The sequence below is a fragment of the Microcoleus sp. Pol1C5 genome (assembly GCF_036701115.1).
Classification (GTDB): domain Bacteria; phylum Cyanobacteriota; class Cyanobacteriia; order Cyanobacteriales; family Microcoleaceae; genus Microcoleus.
Genome location: NZ_JAUBQE010000009.1, coordinates 1 through 26759 on the forward strand (window position 1 = coordinate 1; position 26759 = coordinate 26759).

18 protein-coding genes and 2 pseudogenes are annotated in these 26759 nt (G+C 43.2%); 14 read left to right on the forward strand and 6 right to left on the reverse strand.

From position 1 onward, the window contains the following. Positions 1-75: 75 nt before the first annotated feature. Positions 76-879 (reverse strand): annotated as a pseudogene (locus tag QUA23_RS07045) (transposase domain-containing protein); the annotation flags it as partial. A 1449-nt stretch (positions 880-2328) separates the two neighbouring features. On the opposite strand from QUA23_RS07045, the gene QUA23_RS07050 reads away from it, so the two are divergent. The 3 genes from QUA23_RS07050 to QUA23_RS07060 all read left to right on the forward strand — a co-directional run bounded on the left by QUA23_RS07050 (position 2329) and on the right by QUA23_RS07060 (position 4762). Further along, positions 2329-3492 carry a baeRF3 domain-containing protein gene (locus QUA23_RS07050; RefSeq protein WP_333073528.1) on the forward strand — a complete coding sequence of 388 codons (1164 nt, stop codon included), beginning with the start codon at positions 2329-2331 and terminating at the stop codon, positions 3490-3492. 18 nt (positions 3493-3510) lie between these two features. After that, positions 3511-4203: an SRPBCC family protein gene (locus tag QUA23_RS07055; protein WP_333093799.1), complete on the forward strand. Its 693-nt coding sequence runs from the start codon at positions 3511-3513 to the stop codon at positions 4201-4203. A 184-nt stretch (positions 4204-4387) separates the two neighbouring features. Then, positions 4388-4762 carry a signal peptidase I gene (locus tag QUA23_RS07060; RefSeq protein WP_333073531.1) on the forward strand — a complete coding sequence of 125 codons (375 nt, stop codon included), beginning with the start codon at positions 4388-4390 and terminating at the stop codon, positions 4760-4762. On the opposite strand, the gene galK is transcribed toward QUA23_RS07060, so the two are convergent. After that, positions 4752-5831, reverse strand: coding sequence for a galactokinase (gene galK / locus QUA23_RS07065; RefSeq protein ID WP_333073533.1), 1080 nt, complete (start codon positions 5829-5831; stop codon positions 4752-4754). The two genes, QUA23_RS07060 and galK, sit on opposite strands and share 11 nt — an antisense overlap. Before the next feature lie 277 nt (positions 5832-6108). Between galK and rsmA the strand changes: the two genes are divergently transcribed. Next, on the forward strand, positions 6109-6930 hold the full coding sequence (rsmA, locus tag QUA23_RS07070) for a 16S rRNA (adenine(1518)-N(6)/adenine(1519)-N(6))-dimethyltransferase RsmA (protein WP_333073536.1): 822 nt from the start codon (positions 6109-6111) through the stop codon (positions 6928-6930). Positions 6931-7052: 122 nt separating this feature from the next. Here the strand turns inward: rsmA and QUA23_RS07075 are convergent, their stop codons facing one another. Further along, positions 7053-8579, reverse strand: a complete 1527-nt coding sequence (locus QUA23_RS07075) for an ATP-binding protein (RefSeq protein ID WP_333073539.1) — start codon at positions 8577-8579, stop codon at positions 7053-7055. A 90-nt stretch (positions 8580-8669) separates the two neighbouring features. Here QUA23_RS07075 and ispE point away from each other — a divergent pair, with 90 nt between their 5' ends. The 8 genes and pseudogenes from ispE (at position 8670) to QUA23_RS07120 (ending at position 16543) form a co-directional block, all read left to right on the forward strand. Next, complete coding sequence (ispE, locus tag QUA23_RS07080) at positions 8670-9647, forward strand: 4-(cytidine 5'-diphospho)-2-C-methyl-D-erythritol kinase (RefSeq protein ID WP_333073541.1); 978 nt, start codon at positions 8670-8672, stop codon at positions 9645-9647. Positions 9648-9830: 183 nt separating this feature from the next. Continuing rightward, the gene (locus QUA23_RS07085; RefSeq protein ID WP_333073543.1) at positions 9831-10184 is read left to right on the forward strand and encodes a DUF3082 domain-containing protein; all 354 of its coding nucleotides are present in this window, start codon (positions 9831-9833) and stop codon (positions 10182-10184) included. Positions 10185-10259: 75 nt separating this feature from the next. Then, positions 10260-10880: a DUF488 domain-containing protein gene (locus QUA23_RS07090; RefSeq protein ID WP_333073546.1), complete on the forward strand. Its 621-nt coding sequence runs from the start codon at positions 10260-10262 to the stop codon at positions 10878-10880. A gap of 293 nt (positions 10881-11173) precedes the next feature. After that, entirely contained in the window at positions 11174-11917 is a 744-nt protein-coding gene (locus tag QUA23_RS07095) for a hypothetical protein (protein ID WP_333073548.1), read from the forward strand. 1261 nt (positions 11918-13178) lie between these two features. Beyond that, positions 13179-13911, forward strand: a pseudogene (locus QUA23_RS30995) (IS1 family transposase). 83 nt (positions 13912-13994) lie between these two features. Continuing rightward, positions 13995-14594 carry a class I SAM-dependent methyltransferase gene (locus tag QUA23_RS07110; protein WP_333073556.1) on the forward strand — a complete coding sequence of 200 codons (600 nt, stop codon included), beginning with the start codon at positions 13995-13997 and terminating at the stop codon, positions 14592-14594. Positions 14595-15005: 411 nt separating this feature from the next. Then, on the forward strand, positions 15006-15647 hold the full coding sequence (ycaC, locus tag QUA23_RS07115) for an isochorismate family cysteine hydrolase YcaC (protein WP_333073558.1): 642 nt from the start codon (positions 15006-15008) through the stop codon (positions 15645-15647). A gap of 227 nt (positions 15648-15874) precedes the next feature. Beyond that, positions 15875-16543, forward strand: coding sequence for an antibiotic biosynthesis monooxygenase (locus tag QUA23_RS07120; protein WP_333073561.1), 669 nt, complete (start codon positions 15875-15877; stop codon positions 16541-16543). A 165-nt stretch (positions 16544-16708) separates the two neighbouring features. On the opposite strand, the gene QUA23_RS07125 is transcribed toward QUA23_RS07120, so the two are convergent. Beyond that, entirely contained in the window at positions 16709-17686 is a 978-nt protein-coding gene (locus tag QUA23_RS07125) for a heme o synthase (protein WP_333073733.1), read from the reverse strand. 120 nt (positions 17687-17806) lie between these two features. Continuing rightward, a complete protein-coding gene (locus tag QUA23_RS07130) occupies positions 17807-18721 on the reverse strand; it encodes a heme A synthase (protein WP_333073563.1) in 915 nt (304 codons plus the stop codon). A 529-nt stretch (positions 18722-19250) separates the two neighbouring features. Between QUA23_RS07130 and QUA23_RS07135 the strand changes: the two genes are divergently transcribed. Together QUA23_RS07135 and QUA23_RS07140 are read left to right on the forward strand one after the other, a co-directional pair. After that, on the forward strand, positions 19251-19475 hold the full coding sequence (locus QUA23_RS07135) for a hypothetical protein (protein ID WP_333073566.1): 225 nt from the start codon (positions 19251-19253) through the stop codon (positions 19473-19475). Positions 19476-19710: 235 nt separating this feature from the next. Then, positions 19711-21144 carry an ABC transporter substrate-binding protein gene (locus tag QUA23_RS07140; protein WP_333073568.1) on the forward strand — a complete coding sequence of 478 codons (1434 nt, stop codon included), beginning with the start codon at positions 19711-19713 and terminating at the stop codon, positions 21142-21144. 214 nt (positions 21145-21358) lie between these two features. Here QUA23_RS07140 and QUA23_RS07145 read toward each other — a convergent pair whose 3' ends face one another. Further along, the gene (locus QUA23_RS07145; RefSeq protein ID WP_333073571.1) at positions 21359-26704 is read right to left on the reverse strand and encodes an AAA family ATPase; all 5346 of its coding nucleotides are present in this window, start codon (positions 26702-26704) and stop codon (positions 21359-21361) included. Positions 26705-26759 lie beyond the last annotated feature (55 nt).

Here is a 26759-nt window from a genome sequence, read left to right on the forward strand (position 1 = left end):
TATCAAAATCAAAGAAATCATTTTCGCTTGTCTGCGATCACACTATAAGTTTATCATACCTTGATTCAGCAACGCCGTATTTTCGACTTCCCACCCTTGATGATCTTCGGCATCTAGTAAGTTTACCCAAAATTTTTGACTATCCAATAAACTTGTAATCAAACGATATCTAATTTCTGCTGTTCGGTCGTTTAAGTTTTTAATTGTGTACTCGATTACTCGGATTGGTCTGGACTCAAATCCTTTTTTTTGAATTGGGGTGGAGGATTAACCAAACATAAGTAAGAACCATCTTCTAGTTTTGTTTCGTTGAGTAATTTAACATTCAACGGAATTCTTCTTCAATAGTCACAACCTCTACTGAGCGTGGCTAAAACCATCGCGTATGAATGCAAACCACGCGCTCCCATTAACAACATTTCTTTAGTAACTGAGCGCACTAATCTTAAAACTATTATTTTTTCTACCTCTTATATGGACCTATTAATGAATCAAATATTACATATGTTCCTATTTCTAATAAAATAATTAATCTAGCTTGAGGGAACGCAGTTAGTGTACCTGGGCGGCTACCTGGACAACCAAAAACTCTGGCGCTTTCATCACTACTTGGGATGTCGAAACAGGTTCCATCTATTGTTACAACTCTCAATCCATTGAGCAATGCTCCTACTGTTTCAGTCGTAGCATTGGTCGTACCAATGGATGAAACAACTATCTCATTACAAGAGGCCCTAATCTTTGTCGGGCTTTGGTAATAGCTGCTTTACAGGGAGTTTTCCAATATTTACGAGTTTTCAACCAGACTTAATTAAGGCCATCTATGAGATTTTTTAGTACATCGCGCATTGAGTTTTTTGACCACAGGCTCATTGCTATGAAATTTTTTGCGGAGCATTATCTTTTCTACTCCAACAATAATCTTCAGAAAAACCACATTTAATACCTAATGTAAATGATTTTCAATACCTCAATGGTTGCGACCTATTCACTAATAATTTGAGCGTTATTTGGTAAAATACTAATGTAATAACGAGTTTCAATATTTTTTTTATTCACTATTAGCACGGATTATATCATAGCTATAATAGGAAGTTTATCCTTTTATCAGCGAGATAAATCAGCTTTTGTATTTCACTGGATATTAAGGAATTTTTTATTTATGAGCGAGCGTGAGTGTTCTCTTTTTGGGTGGAATAAGCTGTATATGTAAAGTAAATCCGAAAATCCTTGTGTAATTGCTTTTTTAAAGAACTCTTGTACTCTGGTATACAGGGATGGCTGGTTCTTTTTTAAGGTGATTACATAATCTCTTTTTTTTTTGACAATTGACTTCACAATTGACCTATGGCAGCCGATACCATCAATCGGGACAATGCTTCCCTTTAATTAAAATACTTTGATTAAAACATAAATTGCTATGATTTAATTAGACTTTTTATAAAATTTAACTTAGCCTAAAACCAATCTTTGACTTGTCGCCCAAGCACCGATCAGATGAATTGCTTTTTTATCTCCTCCCCATAGTAAGAATGGCGAAGAGTTTGGCCATCAATGGCGATTACCTCTCCTGGATTGAAGTAAGTAATAGACTGAATCCAACTCAAAAAAAGATTTCTGAAATTACTCGGGTTTGAGACGAGAAAATACTCGCACACTTGTGTCATCATGATGTGGAGGTATGCCATTCGGTACTTCTAAAAATTTATTTAACCCTTCGTATTTATAGCGACCGTAACTTTCGATATTCACTCATGTATCAGCAGCGCAAATCACCGCACAAATTGAGATGGTGATAATATCAATTAATTGATGGCATCTCGTCCGTTCAAGTTTTGGATCTTCTCAGTAAAGAAAAATAGTCGGCAATGGTAATTTTAGGCCTGAGCTTGAGAAAAACGAACTCTAATTAAATGTTTTGTAGGTACTCAATAATTATTTGCTAATATACCGTATTCTGTTAACATAAAATTTAGAGGCGTTCGCCCGGAGCTGATCGAGAGGAGCTAGCAGTAAGGTATAGGCAATAAATGTTGCCCAGATCAACCTCAGAAACAGTTGTGTTTTCATTATTATATATAACGATTAGTTAAACCAGACTCAACTAAATTATGGTAAAGTAGCGGCCGAGTTAGCGCCGTCTATCTTAGGTGATAAGCAGTTCGATTGGAACAGCGGCTGCAAACCCCGTTTTAGTTCGGGGATGAAAGGCTCTACAGCAGGCGATCATTACTTTAGGCAGACGCAGGAGCCGCGCTAGGGGAGATACATTTTAAAAAAGCGGTTGTTTTCATTACACCACCCTTTATTAGAAAAGGAGTTTCAGCGGTGAACTTAATATCTGTAGAGGAACTCAAAGCGCTGGTACAACAATCTCTTGGATTGTGCGTCTCTATTTATATGCCAGTCGCTCAAGGAACAGAAATTCAACAAAACCCGATTCGGTTCAAAAATTTAATCAGAGAGGCGGAAGACAAAATAGTACAGTACGGATTTGACAAAAAAGAAGCTGGGGAATTGCTAGAGCCAGTCCGAGCAGAAATTGACCAGGAAAACTTTTGGGAAAATCAAAGCAACCTGCTGGCGATTTTTGTCGGTTCAGGATTTTTCCGCTACTATACCTGTCCGGTGGAGTTTGAGGAATTAGTGGTTGTGAGCGACAATTTTCACGTCAAACCGCTGATGCCTATGCTGACAGGAAATAATTTATTTTATGTTTTAGCTCTCAGTCAGAAGGAAGTGAGGCTGATTGAGTGTACGGCTTACAGTGCTCGGGAAGTTGAAGTTGAAAACTTGCCGAGAAGCCTTGATGACGCTCTGCAATATGACCCGACAGCTAAAGAGGGTCAGTTTCGGATTGCTACGGCAAAAGGAGGCACTAATAATTCTTTTCAGCAACCGGGAAGTTTTCACGGCCAAGGAAGTCCGGATCGAGATGAACCCCAGCAGGAAATATTGCAGTATTTCCACATAATCGATGCGGCGCTGCACGAATATTTGCGGAATAAAAAAGCTCCTTTAGTGTTAGCTGGAGTTGAGTATTTGCTCCCGCTTTACCGAGAAGCCAATACCTACCCGCATTTAGTTGAAGAAGGAATTACAGGCAATCAGAAACTTCTCAAGCCGGAAGAGTTGCGGGCCGAAGCTTTGCCGCTGGTGGAACCTTTGTTTTTGCAGGCTCAGTCAGAGGCGATCGCACAATACCACGATCTGACAGGAAGCGATAAAATTTCTGCTGATTTGAAAGAAGCTGTTTCGGCTGCTTATTTTGGGCGGGTCGATCGACTATTTGTTGCTCTTGGCGTTCAGCAGTGGGGTACTTTTAATCCCGAAACGAACGCGGTGCAAGTCCACCCCGAGGCAGAACTGGGCGACGAAGATTTGTTGAATTCCGCAGCAATTCAAACTATTCTCAACGGCGGAACTGTTTACGCGGTGCCGCCGGAAAAAGTTCCGGACGAGGCGCCTTTAGCTGCTATTTTCCGCTATTAATTTACGAGGTTTAAACCAATGGAATCTACTTCAATGACAAATTCCGACAAACAAAACCAAAGTAGCAGCGGCGATACCGAACGCTGGGCATCTTTAATTGGTGGCGGCGCGCTGGTGCTTTTTGGTTTGTCGCAGCGTTCTTTGAGAGGTGCTTTGCTGGCGGTTGCGGGCGGCGGCTTAGCTGCTCGCGGGCTGGGGGTTGTGGAGGGTTTGCAGTCTGCTGCAGATCCGAATCAAAGCATTAAAGTTGAAAAGACGGTGACGATCGACAAACCGGTTGATGAATTGTACCGTTTATGGCGCAATTTTGAAAATTTACCTCGGTTTATGAAGCATCTCAAACACGTTACGGTCATCGATGAAAAACGTTCTCACTGGATTGCCAGCGCGCCGATCGGCAATAGTGTGGAATGGGATGCAGAGATTGTCCGCGAAGAAGAAAATCGCTTAATTGCTTGGGCGTCTGTGGAAGGCTCTGATATTGACAATTCGGGTTTTGTGCGCTTTCAACCGGCACCTGCGGGACGCGGTACTGAGGTAAAAGTTGTCATCGAATACAACCCTCCGGGCGGTGCAATTGGTGCTGGTGCTGCTAAACTATTTGGCGAAGCTCCCGAACAGCAAATTGCAAATGATTTACGTCGCTTTAAGCAGTTGATGGAAGCTGGGGAAATAGCGACTACGGAAGGTCAACCTTCGGGCCGCAAGTAATAAGTTAGATTACTCCCCGCGATTTAACTCACCGAAGAGCACTATTCTCAAGAACAGGCAAGATGCCTATTCCACAAAGAGTGAATTTCTTGTGGACTGGGCATTCTGCCAGCCCATAAAAAGCTTATTGAAAATGGTGCAAGATGTCAGATCTAACCATCTTTGTTGTTTACCTGATTAGCTGATGTCATCTCAAGTGATTTTCGGAAATGCGGGCGCTGAAGGTGCAAGTCGGGGCGGCTGGTTTGCGGGTCACTTTATGACGCCTGAAGATGATCCGCGATCGACTTCTGTTTTAGAGGTAAAATGGGGCGCTCACCCCGCCGGAGATTGTAGGACTCAGTGGGCGGTAAATGCGGAAGCCACGACGCTTTCTATCCTGGTAAAAGGGCGGTTTCGCCTGCAATTTCCACAGCAAGAAATCTTGCTGTCTCGCGAAGGAGATTATGCTCTCTGGCTACCGGGAGTGCCTCATTATTGGTCGGCCGAGGAAGATTCGGTGATCGTGACTGTGCGCTGGCCTTCCCTGTCGGGAGATAGTTGTGGAGTTAAGAAGTAACTTTAACTTCGGGAACCAAAACGCGGCCGCTATAACCCCCGCGCTGGTAGCGATCGATCGCCTCTGATGCGATCGCACCCGCTTTCCCACTTTCCACCAGCGCTACGCAAGCACCTCCAAAACCTCCGCCCGTCAGCCTTGCGCCGTAGACTCCGGGAATTGACTGCAAGATGGCCGCTAGCGTGTCTACTGCCGGCACCGAAACTTCGTAGTCGTCGCGCTGACTGGCATGGGAAGCATTCATTAACTCGCCAAAACGTTTTGCTGGCAAAGATTTTACCGCTTCTAGTACGCGGTTGTTTTCAGTAACCACGTGCCGCGCTCGTCTTCTGAGGGGTTCCGGCAATACTTCGACAGCTTGGGGATCGGTGATATCCCTAAGAGCTTTAACTCCCAATATCCGCGCGGATTCCTCACACTCGGCGCGCCGCTGGTTGTAGCCGCTTCCTGCTGCGAGTTGGTGGCTTTCGCCACTGTCAATTATTAAAATTTCTGTGTTTGTGGGAAAAGGTATCGGGCGGCATTCGAGGCTGCGGGTGTCGATCAATAGCATGGTGTTGGTGTCTGCTAAACTCGACGCCATTTGATCCATGATGCCACAGTTCAAGCCGGCATACCGGATTTCGACTTGCTGTCCGATTTGAGCTAGCCGCACGTCGTCTATGGGGAGGTTCAGCAGCGCGCGCAGTCCTCTGAGGGTTGCTATTTCTAAAGCGGCGCTGCTGGACAAACCGGCTCCGATCGGCACAGTCGAGGTAATGTAGAGATTTATTGGCGGTATTTTGTATCCTTCTTTTTCTAAAAGTCTCAGGCAGCCACAGATATAACTGACGAATTTTTGCGGTATGGTATCGTCGTCTGAATAATTTATGAGTTCATCATATTCTGCTGAATAAAAATGGTGTCGCTCGTCACTGCTGAAGCCGATTTGTACTGTGGTGCGCTGGGGAATCGCAGTTGGAAGTACAAATCCATCGTTGTAGTCTGTGTGTTCGCCCAGCAGGTTTACTCTGCCGGGGGCGCTGGCTGTGGTTTTGGGTAATGTACCAAATACTCGTTGGAATTTCATTTTTTGGGAAGTGGTAATTGGTTGTTGGTTATTTGTTATTGGTTATTTGTTATTGGTTATTTGGAAAAACAGCTATCCCTGTCTCCGTGACTTACGTGTTGTGCTGTTGGTAATTGGGAAGAAATAAATTTATTTTTTATCGTTTGTCCTTATTATAGTGCCCAAGTTTTTTGGTTAATTCAACCCCTGTTAACAAAAATAAACATCACCGTAGGTTGGGAAAAGTTAGTGAGCTGTGATAGAATGACAGGCTAAGATTTCTCCAAAAATTTACAAAATGCGATCGACCCGACCCCGAAAACAGTTTGCTCAACATTGGCTCAAAAGCGAGAAAGCCTTAGATAAGATTGTAAAAGCGGCTTCTTTGGATCGCGATCGCGTCCTGGAAATTGGGCCGGGTACGGGGATTTTGACTCGGCGTTTGCTGCCTGCGGCTGAGTCTGTTGTTGCTGTGGAGATCGATCGAGATTTGTGTCTCAAACTAGCCAAACAACTCGGCAAAACCAACAATTTTTTACTGCTGCAAGGCGACTTTTTGGAAATGGACTTAGAAGCTGAACTAACGGCATTTCCAAAATTCCAAAATCCGAATAAAGTTGTTGCCAATATTCCTTATAATATCACCGGCCCGATTCTGCAAAAACTGCTGGGAACGATATCTGTTCCTGCTGCTAAACCCTTCGATGCGATCGTGCTCTTAGTGCAGAAAGAAGTGGCCCAAAGGCTTTACGCTAAACCGGGTTCGACAGCTTTTGGTGCTTTGTCTGTGCGGGTGCAGTATTTAGCAGAATGCGAGTTAATTTGCGATGTGCCGTCTAAAGACTTTTTTCCGCCGCCCAAAGTCGATTCTGCCGTGGTGCGGCTGCTTCCCAGACAGATAGAAACTGGGGCGGTTAATCCGCGCTATTTGGAGAATTTAGTTAAGTTGGGTTTTGGTAGCAAGCGCAAAATGCTGCGAAATAATTTAAAAGGGATTGTGGACTTAGATAAACTTGTTCAAGTGCTAGAAGAGTTACAGATAAATCCTCAATCTCGCGCTGAAGATTTAAGCGTGGAGCAATGGGTAAAGTTGAGCAATAATATTATGTTCGATGTTTGAAGTTCAGGATTGTGTTAGATACCAGAATTTTTCAACAATTCGGATATCTGTTTTGAAAAAAAACGATTTTTAGGTGTAAATACTAACAGTTGAAGTTAGATTTTATGGGGATTATCGAAGGTTTATTGCAGGCAAATCGGAATTTTTATAATAAATTCTGCACCTTTCCCCGGTGCAGAAATACAGTGCAATTCGCCTTTATGTCTTACTGTGATAATTTGATAGCTAATCGATAAACCTAATCCCGTGCCTTTACCTACTGGTTTAGTGGTAAAAAATGGATTAAATAACTGGTTTCTCACGGATTCTGTTATTTCGGGCCCGTTGTTGCTAATTCTGATTTCTACCACTTCACTGTCTAAAAGTTTGGTAGAGATTTGGATGAGGTAGGGATTAGCTTCATTGGCTGCAATCGAGTCACTGTGGATGTCATCTTCTAAAGCATCAATAGCATTAGCCAGGATATTCATAAACACTTGATTTAGCTGTCCCGGATAGCACTCTATTCGGGGTAAATTGCCATATTCTTTGATAACTTGAATATTCGCCCAACCTGGCTTAGCATTCAATCTGCTTTGCAAAATCATCAGTGTGCTGTCAATTCCTTCATGAATGTCGGCTAATTTCATTTCTGCTTCGTCATGGCGAGAAAAAATTCGCAGCGACTTGACAATACCAAAAATTCGCTCGGCGCCGTTTTTCATCGAAGTTAATATTTTTGGCAGGTCAGAGATGATAAAGTCTAAATCTATAGACTCAATTTTTTCTTGAACTATGGGTATGGAATTCGGATACTGCTCTTGATAGAGATTCACCAGTTCTAGCAAACTATTGGCATACTGGCGGGTGTGAGTAATATTGCCGTAAATAAAGTTAATCGGATTGTTGATTTCATGAGCAACCCCAGCGACTAATTGTCCTAAAGATGACATTTTTTCGCTGTGAATTAGGGTGGATTGAGCCTGCTTCAATTCAGACAATGCTTGTTCGAGCTGTTGAGTTTGAGACTTTAACTCTGCGGTGCGTTCTTCAACACGGATTTCTAATTCTTCTTTAGCTTTTTTTAGTGCAGCTTCGGCTAATTGGCGCTCGACAATTTCCGATGCTAGGAGTCGGTTTGCCAATTCTAAATGTTGAGTTTGAGACTTTAATGCTGCGGTGCGTTCCTCAACTCGAATTTCTAATTCTTCTTTGGCTTCTTTTAGTGCAGCTTCGGCTAATTGGCGCTCGACAATTTCAGCTTCTAGGAGTCGGTTGGCGGATTCTAACTGTGCGGGGCTGGGAAGTGCTAGGGCTTGAGGCATTAAGTCTACCAAAAGTATGGCTGTAGCAAATGAAATAACGGCAGTAATTGCTTTCATTGTTCCTGAAAGCCAATAGGTAGGATGCCAAAGTGTCCAGAGTTCAAATATGTGAGTCATTCCACAGGCGACGATAAAGGCTCCAAACAGGGCAAAGATCCAATCAAAGGGCAAATCTTCCCGTTTGGAAATAAAATAAACCAATGTAATCGGGATGGAAAAATACGCGAGTGCAATGATAGAATCTGAGGCAAGGTGAAGCCAGACTAACGGGGTATGCCAGAGATAGCAGTGGCCGTGAGGAATAAATGGCCCGGAAGTAAAAAAAGTTTTCCACATTTCCTGCATAATATTTCCTTTGAGTTGTGAGAAAATGGACTCGGACTGGTGTCAATTAATTTCAACCAGGGGTTTCTTTCACCTGCGGCTTAATCACCTATGCGTTCATATTCTCTGTTAGCTTCAGCAAAAATCAATCTGTATTTGGAAATCATAGGCGATCGCCCCGACGGATATCACGAACTGGCGATGGTACTTCAAAGCATAGATTTAGCCGATCGAATTGACTTGCGTGCGATTGGTACGGATACGATTCGCGTGCGCTGCGATCACCCGCAAGTCCCTCCTGATAAGAATAACCTGGCCTACCGGGCGGCGGATTTGTTGGCGAAGCAATTTCCCGATGCTTTGGCGAAATACGGCGGTGTCGAGATTGCTATTCACAAGCAGATTCCAGTGGCGGCGGGGCTTGCCGGCGGTTCGGCAAATGCGGCTGCGGTTTTAGTCGGGATGGATTTGCTGTGGCAATTGGGACTTACTCAGTCGGAGTTGCAAGAGTTGGGGGGAACTTTGGGTTCGGATGTGCCTTTTTGTATTACTGGAGGTACGGCTTTGGCAACTGGTCGTGGGGATAAACTGTCGCCATTGCCTGATTTGGCTGGCTTTTCTGTGGTGTTGGCGAAGTACCGCAATCTCAGTATTTCTACGGCATGGGCGTATCAAACTTATCGCCAGCAGTTCAGTAGTTCCTATTGTGCAGCGGAAGATTTGGAGTGCCGCCGGGAACGGCTACATTCGGGGCCGATGGTGGGGGCGATCGCCCAAAAAGATCGATCGAAAATTGGTCAATTGCTGCACAACGATTTAGAAAAAGTTGCTTTACCTGTGTACCCGCAGGTGTTGCAGTTGCGGCAGGCTTTTGAGTCGGCGGGGGCTTTGGGAACGATGATGTCGGGTTCCGGGCCGAGCGTGTTTGCGCTGGCGGAGTCTTCAGAGCAGGCTCAGCAGGTTTTGGAACGGGTTAAAAGTGCGATCGCTTCTCCAGATTTGGATTTTTGGGTAGCACAGTTTAGCAATACTGGGATTCGGATTTTTTCGGAGGGAAACGAGACGAAACAGCCGATTTCGAGGGTGTAACTCGAAGAGGGTGCGATCGCCATTGCCCGTTAAACCTGTCTAACAGCCGAGGGTCAAGATGAATCTAACTTTTCGCAGAGTCTATTGAGATCGAAGAACTGATAATATGTCATGCAACACCGATTTTAGTTTTGGTAAATTAACCAGAAATCTAAAATCTAAAATCTAAAATCTAAAATCGCCATGACTGATTTAACTAATCCAAATTCTACTTCTAAACCTCTGAGTTCGGCTGGAGATGCAACCTCTGCATCTTCCACGCCGCCGACGATTTTGCGGTGCGTGATTGGTTCGCTTATCGCGGGCGGGTTTGCGGCGGCTTTGTACGCGCTAACTTTGTCGATCGTCCAAACTTTTGCAAATGCGCCCATTCATTCTGACAATGTGACTGCGATTAATATTGGCGCGGCTGTGCGAACTTTAGTAATGGGAATTGTGGCTTTGGGTGCGGGTGTTTTTGCTTTTGCATCTTTGGGTTTGATGCTGCTGGCTGTGCAACTTGTAATTCAAAAGTTGCTAAAGAAACCTACAGCTTGAAGTCTACCAATTACAAGAATTGGGCTGCACAAACTTTCATCTGCAAAGCAAAGACTGCATACTAAGATCGAAGCAATGGAATTATTTACGATCGGGCACTCCAATCTGAGTATTGAAGCGTTTGTTTTGCTGCTGCAACAACACGGAATTACGGCGGTTGCGGACGTGCGATCGCATCCGTTTAGCCGCTATTTACCTCATTTTAATAAATCAGAAATTAATGCTTCACTGTCAACAAGTGTCGGCATTCAATATGTTTTTTTAGGCAAAGAGTTGGGCGCGAGACCGGAGGATTTAAGCTGTTACGATACTAGCGGTAAAGCTTTATACGATCGCATAGCAGCAACTCCTCTATTTTCCGCAGGAATTCAGCGCTTGCTCAAAGGCGCAGCCAATTATAAAATCTGTTTAATGTGTGCGGAAAAAGACCCGATTACTTGTCACCGCACTATTTTAGTTTGCCACAAGTTGAAAGATTTTAACTTGCAGATTAATCATATTCTGTCAGATGGCAATTTAGAATCGCACCAGCATTTAGAAGAAAGACTTTTGAGCAAGTTTAACAAAGGCAAAAAAAATAATGAGCCTATTCAGCTAAGCTTGTTTGAATTAGAGCCTGATGTTAAAACTGAAAGGGTTGATTTAGAAACAGCTTATTATCTTCACGGATGGGAAATCGCTTATGTCAGCAAATAAAGCAATTAATTAATTTATAAAATATGTCACAATTGGCGAATTTTGCTAACCCAAAATATTGAAATAGCTGCCCGCAAAACCTAATCTTGTATGGGCGAAATACGCCAATTACTGCTAGAAGTAGCGCGTCAAACGATTTTTTGCATAAGTCCTGAACAACTCTTGACATAGCATACATTTATAAACTAGGGTACAGCCCTCCGCGCCCACCCTATTTTTATAAATTTTCTTCGATTTTTAACGTTGTTCATGCTATAATTCTGCGGGACTATAGCAGAACGGGGTGCTTTTTGATGAAAGCAGAATTTTATTTTGACTGTCACAAATATATTTGCAGTTTAGTTCAAGTAGATTTTGTCAAAGAATTAAAAATAAAAAATCATCAAGGTTTTGTTTTGGCTGTTAAGCAAGGAGAAAAGATTGGACTTTTGGGAAAAAGCCGCCATAATGCTAAACAAGTTGATGTATCTAAGCCGCATTTTTATAATGTAATTAAAGCGGCTATGAGCGCTTTGGAATTAGAAACTAAAAATGAGGTGATATTAGAGAGAAATCGAACTATTGCTGATGCCGAAGAAATGATTCAGCAGCAAAACCGAGAAATTCGCGTTCTCAACGAACAGATTAGGATGCTTGGAACTAAGGTTGAGGAATTGTCAAGGGAAAAGCAGCAGTTATCCATGCAGTTAATAGAAAAGGAAATCAGAGAAACTGAAATTAGTCAAGAAATGGATAACTTTCCTGCTATCGAGGAAGATTTACCGGCGGCGCAAATTGAGCAGGGGATGGGAGAAGCTGAAATTAGTCAAGAAATTGCACAATTCCCGATTCAAACTTCCGGTTTGGACGTGCAGTTAATAAAAAATCTACAGGATTCTGAAGGAATTGATGAAAAGGAAAAAATGACCGAAAGCGATGTTAAAAGTGTCACTTTAGAATCTTTAGAATTTAGAGAAGAAGTAGAATTTCCGGGAGGCGAAACAGAAATTAAGCGACTGTCTAAAAAAGGTTCTCAGAGAAGGATGAGAAAGAAATAATGATGATGTATGTTTTCTAGAGTGTGACGCGCTACTTATAGCAAAAGTGTGCGCCATATAAACGCTAAATATAGAGTTTATGCGTATCTTTTGTGCATCTTCTATTCCTCGCTATTTGACAAAGTTTCTCTAATTATTGTCCGAAATCAACTGACGGTTGCTCTTTGTCCGATCGCCCTGCTTTTTTCAATAAATCCAGGTACTTCTGCGATCGGCAAAAATAGAAAAGCTAAACTTTGAGCAGCACGATCGTATTTTATCTCTACAAGCTGATATAGTTATAAGGTTTGCCCGCGCTATCTTCAAAGTTAGGCAACGCTACGGGAAGAATAGATTGTGAACCTATTTATAGAATAATTTGTGTAGTCAGACTCTACACTCAAATCCGGCTGCTGGTCTGTTTCTAACTCAATATTTTTGCTTCTGACTAAAGCTTAAGTCGGTATGTAGAAACAGGTATCTAGTTCGATTTCTAGAAGCTGATTTTTACTGGATGAAATTAGGGTATAGAGGCGGAAGATAGGCAATAATGTAAAGTTTGGTGAGAAGATTCAAAACTTGTGCTATTTCCCACATTTTTCCAGGGATATGCCTTGGAGTCCAAAAATATGATATAACCCACATTCCGCAGATATGACTCCAGATTACTAATATTTTTTGAAAAAACTCATATAGAAAATTTTGGCGTTGCTGGATTTTGGGGATTAAATGTGGTTTTTGTGAAGGTTATTGTTGGAGAATAAAAAAAATAACCCTCCGCAAACTTTGCTATGATTAGACACATCTCGTTCAATCTTTTGAATCAATAAAAACCTCAAAAAAAAAGCAAAAAATAAGGGACTTAGAGCGGGATGGGATGATGAGTGTTTGACTAATATTCTCGCTGCTTCAGCCAATTAAATTCTCACAATTCACTCATGGCTGACTACTATACAACTTGTAAACCGTGGTTGTCAGCTTTTTATTATCTAAAACTAGGCAGCTAGTAACAACCACCATTAATAAGTTACCCTTTTCTCTAAAACATCCTTACCAAGAGTGTCTGTAGTTTCTAACAATGGTAAATTTATCTCAAAAAATACTCACCGATGGTGCACAGTCTTCAATAAGATGCGTTCCCCCTGTGCACCATCCTCTGCCAAAATAGACAAGCAAAATCGCCAATTTCCCACTGACAGCCAGAAATTGAAACATTGAAAAATTTGGTAGTGTTCAAGATGTAATGATATAGGAGTAAAGTTTATTTCCTTGTCGTCTCCTCATCCCTGCCTTTCCAACCTGTGCCTTTTCCCGAAGTGTCAAAAATGGTCGCATCCACAACGGTAAACAGCGATTTAAGTGTCATGATTTTGGGCGGCAATTTGCTCTTGCATCCTCAGAAAAAGGTGATCCATCGAGCAATCCGGCAATTGATTGACCACTTGTTGGGGGAACGCATTTCCCGGGCGGGCATTGCCCGTGCGGTGCAGGTGTTTGAGCAATGGCTACTTTCCCGAAGTCAATGAGAAATATGCTCTTAGTGTCACACCAAGTCCCAGCGACAGCCAAAAAAAAGGGAGGTTAAGGATCAGCGTGTGATAAGTTGTGGTATAAGTGTGAACAATAAAGGAAACAATTAGTGGGTCTGGTTAGTTCGTGATGCAGATACCCGTGAAATTGTCGGTGTTTGTATTGACGCACGGCATGAAGCGGCAGCAAGGGCAATTGTGGCATTCATTGCCTCCGGTTTACCGCCAGTGTGCGGTTGCTAGACTGATTTCTAGGCAGCATATGGGCAGTGGTACGCCCGCAATTCACATCAGGCGGTGGGGAAAGAGAGTGGTAAGAAAAGTTACATTGAGCGGTTTAACAACACGTTACTGCAGCGTGTTTCTCGCTTGGTGAGAAACACCTTGTCATTTTCAAACTTGTTAGACCATCCTATCGGTGCTATTTGGTATTTCATCCATCATGACAGTGCATCATTACTTGTTTACCACTACCGAAAGCGTTAGGGGCCTTGGTGTAGTCTGTGCGTAGCGTGGAGAAAGATTTTAATTCTCCTGAAAATCTCGATCGACACTTATGAGGTCACTCTATGGAGCCAAATGATACATCGGCACGCTACGACCGAATTGCCCAATGGTGGCAAACTGAGCATCAAGATTCAACCTACGGGATTGCCCAATTAGAAAGGGCGATCAAATTTACTTCTAAGCAGCACGCAGCACTTGATGTCGGGTGTGGAAGCAGCGGACGTTTTATCAACAGCTTATCCAAGCATGGATTTCAGCCTGAAGGACTTGATATTTCTAGGGAAATGATCGATTTAGCCCAGCGGCTACATCCAGAAATCACGTTTTACCGGGAAGACATTTCTGATTGGCTGCCGCCGAAACTTTACAGCCTGATTGCAGCGTGGGATAGCACGTTTCATCTGCCAATCAACAAGCAAGCGCCTGTGATACAAAAGCTATGCGATGCGCTTGAACCCAATGGAGTGATCCTGTTCACTTGTGGCGGCGGACATACAAGCAGCGAGATTTCGGGAGCATTTCAAGGTCAAGATTTTGATTACAGCACTTTGGGTGTAGATACTTTTCTGCAAATTCTGGTTGAGCATCATTGCACCTGCCGCCATCTCGAATATGACCAGTATCCTGAAAATCATGTTTATATCATTGCCCAAAAGACCTAATTTATCATTCGCACGATTAAGCTGTGGGATGTCGCAACTGGGCGCTGTGTGAGGACGTTGATGGGCGATCGGCGGTATGAAGGCATGAATATTCAAGGGGCAACTGGATTAACGATCGCTCAAAAATAGACGACATTGAAAGCGTTAGGGGCGTTGGTGTAACGTGTGTCGAGATTAGGGCGATCGCGTTAACTCAGCGCTTAACTTGCGGATCTTGAGTGGTGAAATTTGGTAAGATTTTGCAAACTGAGTTCATGCTGCAACAGGTTACGCCATAAGCCATTTAGAAAAAATAGACGTTTCGCTTTTAGTAAGGAAGCACATTTAATTGGTACAACTCAAGGCTTTCTGATTCTTGACTCCATTCGGCAATTCCTCATTCACCCATAACCCAAATAGGAGAAATACCTGATGTCTACATTCAAATACAACCGTTTAGACAAGAATAATGCTGCGGTTCTGCTGGTCGATCATCAAACTGGACTGTTCTCACTTGTGCGTGATATTGGTGCCGCCGACTTCAAAAATAATGTGCTGGCGCTGGCAAGTGCAGCCAAATTTTTCAACCTGCCTACAATTTTGACAACTAGCTTTGAGCAAGGCCCCAATGGAGTCCTCATCCCTGAACTGAAGGAGAAGTTTCCAGATGCTCCCTTTATTCCGCGTCCCGGACAAATCAACGCTTGGGACAACGAGGACTTTGTTAAAGCAGTAGAAGCAACAGGTAAAAAGCAATTGATTATTGCCGGAATTGTTACTGATGTATGTGTTACTTTTTGTGCGCTTTCGGCATTGGAGGCAGGTTATGAGGTTTTTGTTGTCACCGATGCCTCTGGAACCTTCGATGAAGCCTGTCGCTATGCAGCTTGGGATCGAATGTCTCGTGCTGGAGTTCAGTTGGTCAATTGGTTTAGCGTTGTGTGTGAATTGCACCGTGACTGGCGCAACGATATTGAAGGATTGGGTAGTCTCTTAGCAGGGTTTATTCCTGACTACAAAAACCTGATGACCAGCTATGCAGCAACGGCAAATGCTGGAGTTCCCAATAAGTAGTGAGAAAGCGCCTACTTTATTTAGCTCGTGTTTAACTGAGTTCATATTGTCATCGTTAGGTTATGAATTTTACGTGGAACGTAGCGGTGACAAATACTTGGTTGTAAGTCACGTATATGGTATTTTTAATAGCTCTTACGTCAAAGATTGTAACTATTTTTCTAGTCATTTCATCTCATGCCTAACCTGCGCGAGCGCATTCGTTAATCTCCCTTCTGTTTCACGAATTGCTGGCCAAAATTGCCGAGCAATTTGGTGTCTCTAAGGTGGTTGTTCAGAATAAAAATTTTCTCTTAGTTAATTCTCTAAATTCTATGTTGGAAGAACCGTTGGCGAGCAATACAAGTGAAGACAACTATCTAGTCACCGCTGTGATCTCTCATGTAGTGAAACCGGGGCGCGATGAAGGTTACGAAGCATGGTTTCATGGCATCGCCGCAGATGCACGAAAATTCAAGGGACATCTGGGTGTCAGCACTATTCGACCCCAGCATCACGCCCACCCTGAGTACGTGGTCATTCTCAAGTTCGATTGCTACGACAATCTTAAGACCTGGCTAGAATCTGATGTTCGGCGAGAGTGGATTGAGCGATTGCAGCCCTTGATTGAAAGGCCAGAAGATATTCAAACCCTGACCGGATTGGAAACCTGGTTTACGCTGCCCAATAAATCGATGAAGGCTCCACCCCCTCGCTACAAAATGGCGTTAGTTACATGGTTGGGAGTGTTTTGTACCATTTCTATTCTCAATCGTTTGCTTGTACCGCTACTATCTGGGCTTCCTGCCTTGCTCACATCTCTGATGATCACAGGTCTGACTGTTATATTGCTCACCTATTTGGTCATGCCACGCTTAACACAATTATTTCGCAAATGGTTGTATCCCATTCCCTAAAGTAAACAAACAAAACCCGCTAGATGCGGGCTTCATTTTAAGAATTGCAATTTAACTCACTACTAGGAGTTAGGCCTAAACCGGGTTTTTTATCACAATAGTGCATTTGAGACTTTAATACTGGTGAAAAACCCGGTTTCTTTGGTATTTCTGAGTAACTCCTAACTACATCACAACTGCACTAATCAAAGTTTGCACATTTTCTACAAGAGCAGTAGTGAAATTATGAGTCACAGGCAAACTGTCAACCACTATTCCGGCGCACAAGAGCATCAGGTACAGAATAGAGTATTTGAAGAGCGATCGCGCAACAATCTTATCTTCTGGAGTCTGCAACAGCAACCAAGCTTTTTGGGCAAAAATAGCACCGAGGAAAATAGCTGTTCCCGCATACACCGCGCCCGCTAAATGCAGGGGATAAACTAGCAGCAGAGTTGCAGGAATCATCAATAGCGTGTAAATCCAAATTTGGCGGGCTGTCTCTTCGTCGCCCTCAATTACAGGTAACATCGGGACGCCTACTTCCTTGTATTCATCGCGAATCATCATTGCTAATGCCCAAAAATGCGGCGGTGTCCAGAGGAAGATAATCCCAAACAGCAGCCACGCACCCCAACTCAAATCTCCTGTAACGGCAGCCCACCCAACTAGCGGAGGAATTGCACCTGCTGCACCGCCGATGACGATGTTTTGCACGCTGTGACGCTTCAGCCAGTGGGTGTAAATTAGGACGTAGAAAACGATGCCTGACATTGCTAGCAATGCGGCTAATAAGTTGGCAACAACTGTCAGCAATGTAAAAGATATTGTAGCTAGGGCGATCGCAAATATCAAAGCATCCCGCTTCTTGACACGCCCGGAAGGAATCGGCCGCCAGCGGGTGCGCTCCATAATATAATCGATGTCACTGTCGTAGACACAATTAATCGTATTCGCCGACGCAGAAGCTAAAGCACCTCCAGTAATAGTTGATACCAGTAATAGCGGATCTACTTCTCCTTTGGCGGCCATCCACATTCCTGCTGAGGTAGTGATTAGTAGCAGTAAAATAATTCTGGGTTTTGTTAGTTGATAGTAGCTTTTCACAACTTGCGAAAAGTTTTCGTGGAGGCGGGGCCTGTCGTTGGTAAGGATTTCTTGCATCGGTTGTAAGCTGTTAGTAATTATTTGTGAATTCGTCATTAGTCATTAGGTTGTAGGGCGGGTTTTACGAGAAATATTTGGTGTAGCTACAAGGATTAATAAACCCGCCGCTTCTTACTCTCAAGCTGATAAAACTCGATCGCGCCAAGCTAAAACACTAAAAGCTATGAGGGTTCCCAGCAAAGCAGCACCGACTGCTTGGTGGGCGACTGTCAGCGGTTCTACCTGAAGGTGCAGCCGGAAAGTTGCTAATCCTAAAACTAATTGAGCAATTAGGCAAACACTCGCCCAATGAGCCAGTTTTCGCAAGTTTGGACTCAGTGCAGGCTGCCGCCAAGCCATGACTGCTACGGCTAAAGTCGCTGCGGTAGCGGGTACGATACCGGCGATGTGGCTGTTCATTACCGAGCACAATTCTGAGGAATCCAAACATTGGTGCAGTGCCCATCTAGAGCCTACTAATGCTCCTAGCAAACTTTGCAGGTAAACTAACAATGCTGCGATCGAACTTACCCAAGCTAATTTGCCGACATTTCCTGTAGCTTCGTAGGGAGTCAGCAGGAAACCGATGACTAGCAGGGCGCCAAAAAATAGTAAAGCTGTTCCCAAGTGAGCAGTAACGATGTCAAATCTCAGCAGTTGTGTTACTGTCAAGCCGCCCAATACGCCCTGAAAAACGATTAAAAATAGTGCTCCGGCGCTCGCCCAAGGCAGCCATTTTGGCAGGCGGCTGCGGTAAAACAAAGATAGTCCTAAAAGTGCGATCGCGCTTAAGCCAATTGCCGCAGCGTCCAATCGGTGAAACCATTCCAGAAATACTTGCAAATTCATTTGCGCTGCGGGTATTAATTGACCGTAGCACAGTGGCCAGTCGGGGCAAGCGAGCCCCGCATTCATGACTCGCGTGGCGCTGCCTACAGCCATTAACAGCCAGGTTGCGATCGCAATTTTCCACACTAGGCCGCGGATAATATCTTTTGGCTGCCACTGCACTCCTGCTGCTGCGTTTGGCTGATTTAAAACTGAGTTTGCCATGGAATTTACCTTAGCCTTTGTTATCGATCGAACTTAATTAAATATCGAGGTTTTGCTTTGACTGAGCTTAGCCTAGCTTAACACTCTTTTTCTCTGACCAACCGTCATTTTTACTACCTTAGCGACACTTTTATCCAATTAGTTTGTCTTTATAATTTTTTCAACTTTCTTCTTTATATTACAAAAGATGTCCTTTATTTTGTCAAACTTAAAAAAACTTTAATCTTTCCCCGCCCCTGGATAATTAAAAACTCCCCCGCTGTCGAGACTCTCCGGGAAAATAAAGATATAATTAAGAAAAAGAATTTAGGTGATGATTGTGATAAGAGGGACTCAAAAATGTTTACAAAAAGCTAAACAACATAAAAAAACCTATAAAGTAGGATTCGCAGCAAACTATATTGAGCTGATTGTTCTACCCTAGTAGTGAAGTATGACGGCAGATAAAACGGCAGTCAACAAGTTAAGCAAGTTATAACCCAGCGACTCTTTACTCCAGGCTTCGTAGCCGCGAGCAAACTGTTCAAGGATGGAAAAAAACAAGAGAAATGCCAGCTTCCCTGTTGGCCCTAGTGGGGTGCATAGCGATCGCATTCCACCGATCGCAGACTTAGGAGACGCGGTGCCTGAAACAGCACCAGAAATCACACTAGAAATGGCTCCCACCCCCAGCAGCGCCAAATACGGTAAAGGAGCCAAACCCTCAGAGACGGGACAATCTGCAGGTATCACAGTCAACCTCAGTGGGATCTAAGCTGCTACACAGCTAGATTGTATAATATCCAGATCAAATAAATTAACAACTGCTAAAATATAGGTAGATGTCAGCCCACAATCATCTATCTCAAGTATGAGAATTAGCATAATTGCTACATAAATTATTAAATGAAAGAGAACTTGTTATTAAATGCTTTATATCCCATACATTGCTCGTTGCCGAACTTCCTAAGTAGTTGAATCTAAAACCCAAAATCTAAAATTCTGCAGCCATGTCCCAAAAAAATGAAACCGCTGTTCTGGTATTATCGCTCCTAATTACGATCGGGCTAGCCGGTGCAGGTATTTGGTGGCTGACAAGCCGAGGCAGCATCAATGTCGGGGGTTTATCACCCCAAAATCCGACTTTTCCCAACTCTGCGACGGGGAATTCGCCGCAATCAGAGCAGGCAATTGGGCAGCGTCTGAGTGGTGGCGAAAAACTGTTACTTCCAGAGCAAGCCACAACAACCAAACAAGCAGCAGTACAGGCGATCGCATCTGGCAACTATAACGCAGCTATTTCCGACTTACAAGCTTCGCTGAAAACCAATCGCAACGATCCCGAAGCACTAATTTACCTCAACAACGCCCGCATCGGATCTCAAAAATCCTACACAATTGCAGCAGCAGTTCCCATTGGCGGCGATATCAATGCTGCTCTAGAAATTCTGCGGGGGGTAGCTCAAGCTCAAAATGAAATCAACCAAAGCGGCGGCATTAGCGGTACTCCATTAAAAGTGGTAATTGCTAACGATGACAACAAGCCAGAAATGGTGGCACAAATTGCCAGTGCTTTGGCAAATAACTCGGAAATTTTAGGAGTCATCGGGCATTTTGGTTCAGATACAACGCTAGCAGCCAGCAAGATTTACCAGCAAAAACAATTAGTAGCAATTTCTCCGACAAGTACGTCTGTGCAGCTCTCAGGAATTGCCAACAATATATTTCGGACAGTGCCGAGCGATCGGTTTGCTGCGAATGCTCTTTCCCGCTATATGGTGGGAAAATTGCAAAAGCAAAAAGCTGCTATATTTTTCAATTCGACCAGCAGTTACAGCAAATCTTTAAAAGATGAATTCACTACGGCTATTTACGGAGATGGAGGACAAATAGTATCAGAATTTGACTTTGCTAAGGGCAATTTTAATGCGGCCGAGAGCGTTAAAAGTGCGATCGCCCAAGGAGCAGAAGTGATTATGTTAGCATCCAATTCAGCCACGATCGACCAAGCTTTGCAAGTAGTGCAAGTAAACGCCAAACGGCTGCCGTTACTAGCAGGAGACGGTGCTTATACTGCTAAAACACTGCAAATCGGTGGCGCAGGAGCAACAGATATGGTGCTAGCTGTTCCTTGGCACATTCTGGCAGATCCGCAGTCAAACTTTCCCCAAACATCCAAACAACTTTGGAATGCTGAAGTAAGTTGGCGCACAGCTTTAGCCTACGACGCGGCGATCGCCTTAATTGCCGGTTTAGGGCGCAATCCGACTCGTACAGGCATTCAACAAGCTTTATCGGCGTCAGATTTTTCGGCAAATGGAGCATCGGGGTCAATTCGGTTTTTACCTTCGGGCGATCGTAATCGAGCAGTTCAATTAGTAACTGTTAAACCCGGAAGTCGCACCAGTTACGGTTACGAGTTTGTGCCGATATCCGGTTTGTAAACTATTGGCATCGCCAAAGGTAGGTATAAGTAGTCAAGCAAAATTAATTATACAGCGTATTCCAGGTTTGTGAAGTGTAGGGACACGGCAGTGCAGTGTCCCTACGGCGAGCTAACTATAGGCGGGTGTACTTCATAAATGTGGAATCTGCTGTATATTTTTCGCCAAAGCCTGGAAAGATATTTGACACGGCCGCAACTCCATTTTCCCATATTTACTTCTGTTTGATTACTACCAAAGTAATGTCATCAAATACTTTTTGCTCCCCAATGTATCGCCGCACGTCGTCAATAACAGCTTGCTTGATTTCTGCTGCTGACTGTCCCCTGTTAAGGGCAACAACTTCAATCAATGGCTCAATACCGTATTGAGCTTGATTCATATCAAAAGCTTCGGTAATTCCATCTGTGTAGAGTACGACAACATCCCCGGAATTTAACTGTATTTCAGTAGTAGCAATGAAATCGGCAATATCTGGTTCCAAGGCGATGGGAAAGCCTAACTCCATCGTATCAATCCGCTCTACTTCGCCGCTAGAACGCACGAGAATTACCTCTTCGTGCTGTCCGCTCAAACGCAGGATGTTGTCCCCCCGATATTCCAGCAAAGAAAGGCTCATACTTTTACCGCAATTGATGCGCTCTACGTTGTCAAAAAGCGTTTGGTTGACTGTCTGCAATAATTTAACGGGGTCGGTTTCCTTGTGAACCAACAAAGTGCGGATTGCTGTTTGCGCCATAATCATTAACACGCCGCTTTCTAAACCGTGTCCAGTCACATCGCCGATGCCAATTGTGGCTTTACCGCCGTAATTTAGTACGTCGTAGTAGTCGCCGCCAACTTCATCAGCGGGTTCCATAAATGCAGCAATTTCTAGCCCTTCAATAGACTCTAGTTCCTGCTGTTGAGGCAAAATCATTTGTTGCAGGCGGCGGGTTACGTCTAGTTCGGCACTCATGCGAAGGTTTTCTACTTTTAGCCGATCGTTCAAAACCAATATTTCTGCATTAGCTTGGGCTAACTGTGCGGTGCGATCTTCTACTTTTTGCTCTAAAGTTCGGTTGTAATCTTCTAATTTTTCGTAGAGACTTGCATTTTCAATAGAGATCGCAGCTTGAGCGGCAATGATTTTTAAAGTTTCGACTCTTTCCGAGGTAAATGCGCCGATCGCCAAATTATTTTCTAAATAGAGAATTCCACCTAGTTTGCCTTGATTGAGTAGGGGGGTGCAGAGGATCGATTTGGGCTCAGTAGCGGTAATGTAAGAATCCCCAGTAAATAGTCCTTCATCGGTGGCGTTATTTAATACTACATTTTCGTGGCTGCGAGCGACGTAGTTAACTATGGCGGTTGACAGCAGGGGAATTCCAGTTGCAGGATCTACAGAATCTACGGGAATGGATTGCATAATGGTAATGAGCTCGCATTCTACGGCTGCTTCGGCTTCAATTGCCCAATTCCCGCCTTTATCCAGAATCAGAAAACCTTTTTGAGCGCCTGCGTTTTCAATTACAGTTTTCATCACCTGGTTTAACAATTGTTCTAGAACGATTTCACCGGAAATAGCTTGGGATGCTTTCATTACTGCGGCAAAATCTAGCGCTTCGCCGGAATTGCTACCAGTTGTGGTGATTGGATTGATGATATTATTTTCAGTATCTGTTCGGGTTGAACTAAGCGACTGAATGGCTAAAAATTGCGGGTATCGCGCTTCCAAATCTTTGACTTTAGCTACAGCCCCCCAGCGCTGATAGGCATAGTGGGCATCTTGCAGGTAGTGACGGGCAACATGATTTTGATTTCTGGCTAAATAAAACCTGCCTGCTAGTTCGTAGGCGAGGGCTTCTTCGTTGAGATATTCGTTTTCGCGGGCTAAGATGATGGCTTTGTCGTAATATTCTCTGGCATCTTTATCGTTGCCTAATACGCGATCGCGTTCCGCTTCCACTAGATAGAATTTGTGCAGGTAATTCATGGGAGCCTGCTTTGCCCATGTTTCCATTTTTTCTTGTTTAGCAGCTACCTTTGTCAGGATTTCTTCTCTTTCCGTCTCTGAGGAATTAGGATATAGCGCTAGTCGGGCTAACATATCATACAAATAGACCACAGGGAGAATAAACAAGGAAGCTGCATTAGCTGAGTATTCTTCAAAGCGGTCTGCATTCTCCACAGCTTGCTGAAATTCCTCGAAAAGATAACAGAGGATAAGTTTATGTGAATAAACGTGCATGAGCGCAGTGCGATCGCCACCTGCTTGATGAACTGGCATCATCTTTTGTTCGTCGTATACTTCGCCAATTAAACAGCAGGGATTTTCTACTTGTTCCACCAAGTTCAGGATCGCCTGCATCAAGATTTGATTCCAATTAATGTATGCTTCCTGTTTAGTTTGATAAGTAACTTCAAGGGATTTCGCCATCTCTTTCTTGGCATCGCTCAGCTCCCCACCGCTGAGATATAAAGCGTAAGCATAGCCCTGCCTAATACTAGCAGCACATTCAATATCTCCCGTTTCTATCCCACTTTGATAAGCTTCCATGCAAAAAGAAGATGTGTCTCTGAGAGGTTCATTCCAATGCTTAATAAATCCCATATATATTACATAAACTTTTGCTTTGAATGTTCTATCTTTGAATAGTTCTAGTACCTTCAAAGCAAGTTGACCAAACTGATAGCCAGTGTCAAGCTCTCCTGATAAGCAGAGAATTAGTCCGTAACCTACATACGGAAAAGCCGAGTTAGCAGAATTACCATACTGAATCGATAAATTTATCTGTCGGCACCACATTAACAAGCTCAGTTGATTAAGTGCTATGAACGCAGGGCTCGACAAGTAGTTCATCACCCGCATAGCTGCTAGTTTATACGGGTCGGTCATTTGCGGTAAGTCGATTAGCTCCTGGGCTTGTCTGCCCGCTAAAGCAGATTTTATCTGCTCCATCTCTCGTGTCAGATCGGATTGGTTCGGTCGTTCTGGTAATTCTACCCCAAGTAATTTCAGAACTTCTAGCCCAATGTCGATCGCCTCTAGGAATTTCATTTGGGCGCAATAAGCTTGCATTTTAATTTCATAGACTTTTACTTTCTCTAACAGCGTTTTTGCTTTTTGCAAAACTACCCCAGATAAGCGCTCCATTTCATCGTAGTTAGCAATTGTATAAGCTGTTTCTGCTGCTTCTAAATACAAATCTAAGGTAAGGTTGTACTGCTGCGACCAACTCTTGTTATTTAACAAATTTAAGCCAATCTGAAGGTAATTAAAAGCTGGTTGACTAGCTGCTGAAGATTTGGCTTTTTTACCTGCCTGTAAGTTTAATCGAGCTAATTCGTATCGCTCTATTTGTCGATCCATTAGCGGGCGGCCTTTGTTTAACTGATTGACAATATCAAATAGGTTCTGTGCCAATTCTTCAGATGGTGTATTTTCCAATAACAACCTCCCCACGCGCAGATGTACTGACTGTCTATCTGTTTCGGAGATGAGAGAGTAAACTGCTTGTTGAATGCGATCGTGAGCAAATTTGTATTCTGCAACTAACTGATCTGACAAACCTGCTACATCAAGTTCCGCCAACTGATAGGCATGGCTGAGGGGTATAATTAGACCAGATTGAAGTGCTGACCGTAAATCTGTTGCTGTTTCTTGAAGAGATTTTTCGTAGATAATCGCTAGTGTTTTCAAGTCAAACTGATTCCCTACGCAAGCTGCTAATTTTAAGACTGCCTGAGTTGCTGTCGGGAGTTTTTTTAAATTTTTGCTCGTTAGTTCTAAAACGTTATCTGTAAGCGGTTGCGCTTTGATTTGTTCTAAGTCCCACTGCCACTTCTGAGATTCGTAGTTAAAATATAACCATGCTTCAGAATGCAGGGATTTTAAGAATTCATTGATAAAAAACGGATTACCACCAGTTTTTTGTTGGAGCAATTCGGCAAGTGGCTTAGCATTTTTTGATTCCGCAAAAAGTGTATCAACTAAAAGTTGCGTAATATCGGTTAACGCTAAAGGTGTCAAGAATATTTTATTAATTGTTGTTGCTTTGGCTTTCTCAATATTTTCCCATGTATGAATTAGCGGATGTGCCGAGCTTACTTCATTATCGCGATATGCGCCAATAAAAAATAGATATTTACAATCTGCTACTGTCATCAGCAGTTGAATTAATTCCAGCGATGCTCCATCTGCCCACTGCAAATCGTCTAAGAAAATTACTAACGGATGTTCGGGCTGAGTGAATATATTAATAAATTTTTGAAAAACCAGATTAAAGCGATTCCTCTGTTCTGCTGGTGGCAGATCTGGTAGGGGTGGTTGGGAACCAATAATTAGTTCTAATTCAGGAATAAATTCAACGATTACCCCTCCAGCTTCCCCTAATTCTGCTTGGAGCTTCTCTTGCCACTTGCTAATTTGGGCATCGCTTTCTGTTAGTAACTGCCGTATTAATGAACGAAATGCCTGAATTAAGGATGCGTAGGGAGTATCTCGTTGAAACTGGTCAAATTTACCAGAAATAAAATAACCGCGTTGTTGAGTCAGCGGCTTATATATCTCCTGGATTAATACTGTTTTTCCAATCCCAGAATATCCAGAAACCAGCATCATTTCACTGGCTCCTTGGCTAACTCGCTCAAAAGCAGCTAATAAGGCAGAAATTTCCCGCTCTCGCCCGTACAGTTTTTGGGGAATTTGAAATCGATCGGAAATATTGTGCCGAGCGATTGGGAAAGGGTCAATTTGCTCTTTGCTCTGCCACTGTCTGAGACATTCTTGTAAATCTGCCTTTATTTGATATGCTGACAAGTAGCGTTCCTCAGCATTTTTTGCCATTAATTTCAACATAATGATCGAAATAATAGGTGGAACTTCTGGTTTGACTTCGTGCGGTGGGATAGGTTGTTTAGCAATATGACTATGCACTAATTCCAAAACATCATTCGTGGGGAAAGGTAACTGTCCGGTTAGTAATTCATAAAAAGTTATCCCCAGCGAGTAAAAATCAGTGCGGCAATCGATTGTTCGATTCATGCGACCTGTTTGTTCTGGCGAGATATAAGCTAGCGTTCCTTCTAATACGTTCGGGTTAAGAAAGGTTGGGCTTTCTCGCGACAGTGTTGTAGAAATTCCAAAATCAATTAGCTTCAGCTTACCTGTCTGCTGATTTAAAACAATATTTGATGGGTTAATATCTTTATGAATGATGTGCTGCTGGTGAATCTGACCGAGAATGTCAACAATTTCAATTGCCAGATAGAGAAATTCAGCAATTGTAAATTGTTTTTTAGCGATTATATAATTGAGGGATTCGCCACCAAAATCTTCTAACGCAATTACCCACTGATTTTCTATGTTTTGGAAGCTGTAAACATCTATTACGCCTGATAAATTAATGTTTTGGGTTATTTCATACTCTCGCTTAAACCAGGCAATTTTTTCAGGTGAAGGATAGGATTCTTTGAGCATTTTGAGGATAACAGGCAGATTGTCTGTTTGCCGATATCCGCGATAGACTAAGGAGTTACTGCTCTCATGCAGTTTTTCAGTAATTTGGTAATTTTGCATACTTATGTTGTGAGGATAAAAAACCGCAACAAGTGCGGTTTGAGATGAAAAAATA

Bases quoted from the DNA above. Each gene is read 5' to 3' on its own strand.
- QUA23_RS07055 (WP_333093799.1), top strand. From the start codon at position 3,511: ATGGAATCTACTTCAATGACAAATTCCGACAAACAAAACCAAAGTAGC.
- QUA23_RS07060 (WP_333073531.1), top strand. From the start codon at position 4,388: ATGTCATCTCAAGTGATTTTCGGAAATGCGGGCGCTGAAGGTGCAAGT.
- galK (WP_333073533.1), bottom strand. From the start codon at position 5,831: ATGAAATTCCAACGAGTATTTGGTACATTACCCAAAACCACAGCCAGC.
- rsmA (WP_333073536.1), top strand. From the start codon at position 6,109: ATGCGATCGACCCGACCCCGAAAACAGTTTGCTCAACATTGGCTCAAA.
- QUA23_RS07075 (WP_333073539.1), bottom strand. From the start codon at position 8,579: ATGCAGGAAATGTGGAAAACTTTTTTTACTTCCGGGCCATTTATTCCT.
- ispE (WP_333073541.1), top strand. From the start codon at position 8,670: ATGCGTTCATATTCTCTGTTAGCTTCAGCAAAAATCAATCTGTATTTG.
- QUA23_RS07085 (WP_333073543.1), top strand. From the start codon at position 9,831: ATGACTGATTTAACTAATCCAAATTCTACTTCTAAACCTCTGAGTTCG.
- QUA23_RS07090 (WP_333073546.1), top strand. From the start codon at position 10,260: ATGGAATTATTTACGATCGGGCACTCCAATCTGAGTATTGAAGCGTTT.
- QUA23_RS07095 (WP_333073548.1), top strand. From the start codon at position 11,174: ATGAAAGCAGAATTTTATTTTGACTGTCACAAATATATTTGCAGTTTA.
- QUA23_RS07110 (WP_333073556.1), top strand. From the start codon at position 13,995: ATGGAGCCAAATGATACATCGGCACGCTACGACCGAATTGCCCAATGG.
- ycaC (WP_333073558.1), top strand. From the start codon at position 15,006: ATGTCTACATTCAAATACAACCGTTTAGACAAGAATAATGCTGCGGTT.
- QUA23_RS07125 (WP_333073733.1), bottom strand. From the start codon at position 17,686: ATGCAAGAAATCCTTACCAACGACAGGCCCCGCCTCCACGAAAACTTT.
- QUA23_RS07130 (WP_333073563.1), bottom strand. From the start codon at position 18,721: ATGGCAAACTCAGTTTTAAATCAGCCAAACGCAGCAGCAGGAGTGCAG.
- QUA23_RS07135 (WP_333073566.1), top strand. From the start codon at position 19,251: ATGGAAAAAAACAAGAGAAATGCCAGCTTCCCTGTTGGCCCTAGTGGG.
- QUA23_RS07140 (WP_333073568.1), top strand. From the start codon at position 19,711: ATGTCCCAAAAAAATGAAACCGCTGTTCTGGTATTATCGCTCCTAATT.
- QUA23_RS07145 (WP_333073571.1), bottom strand. From the start codon at position 26,704: ATGCAAAATTACCAAATTACTGAAAAACTGCATGAGAGCAGTAACTCC.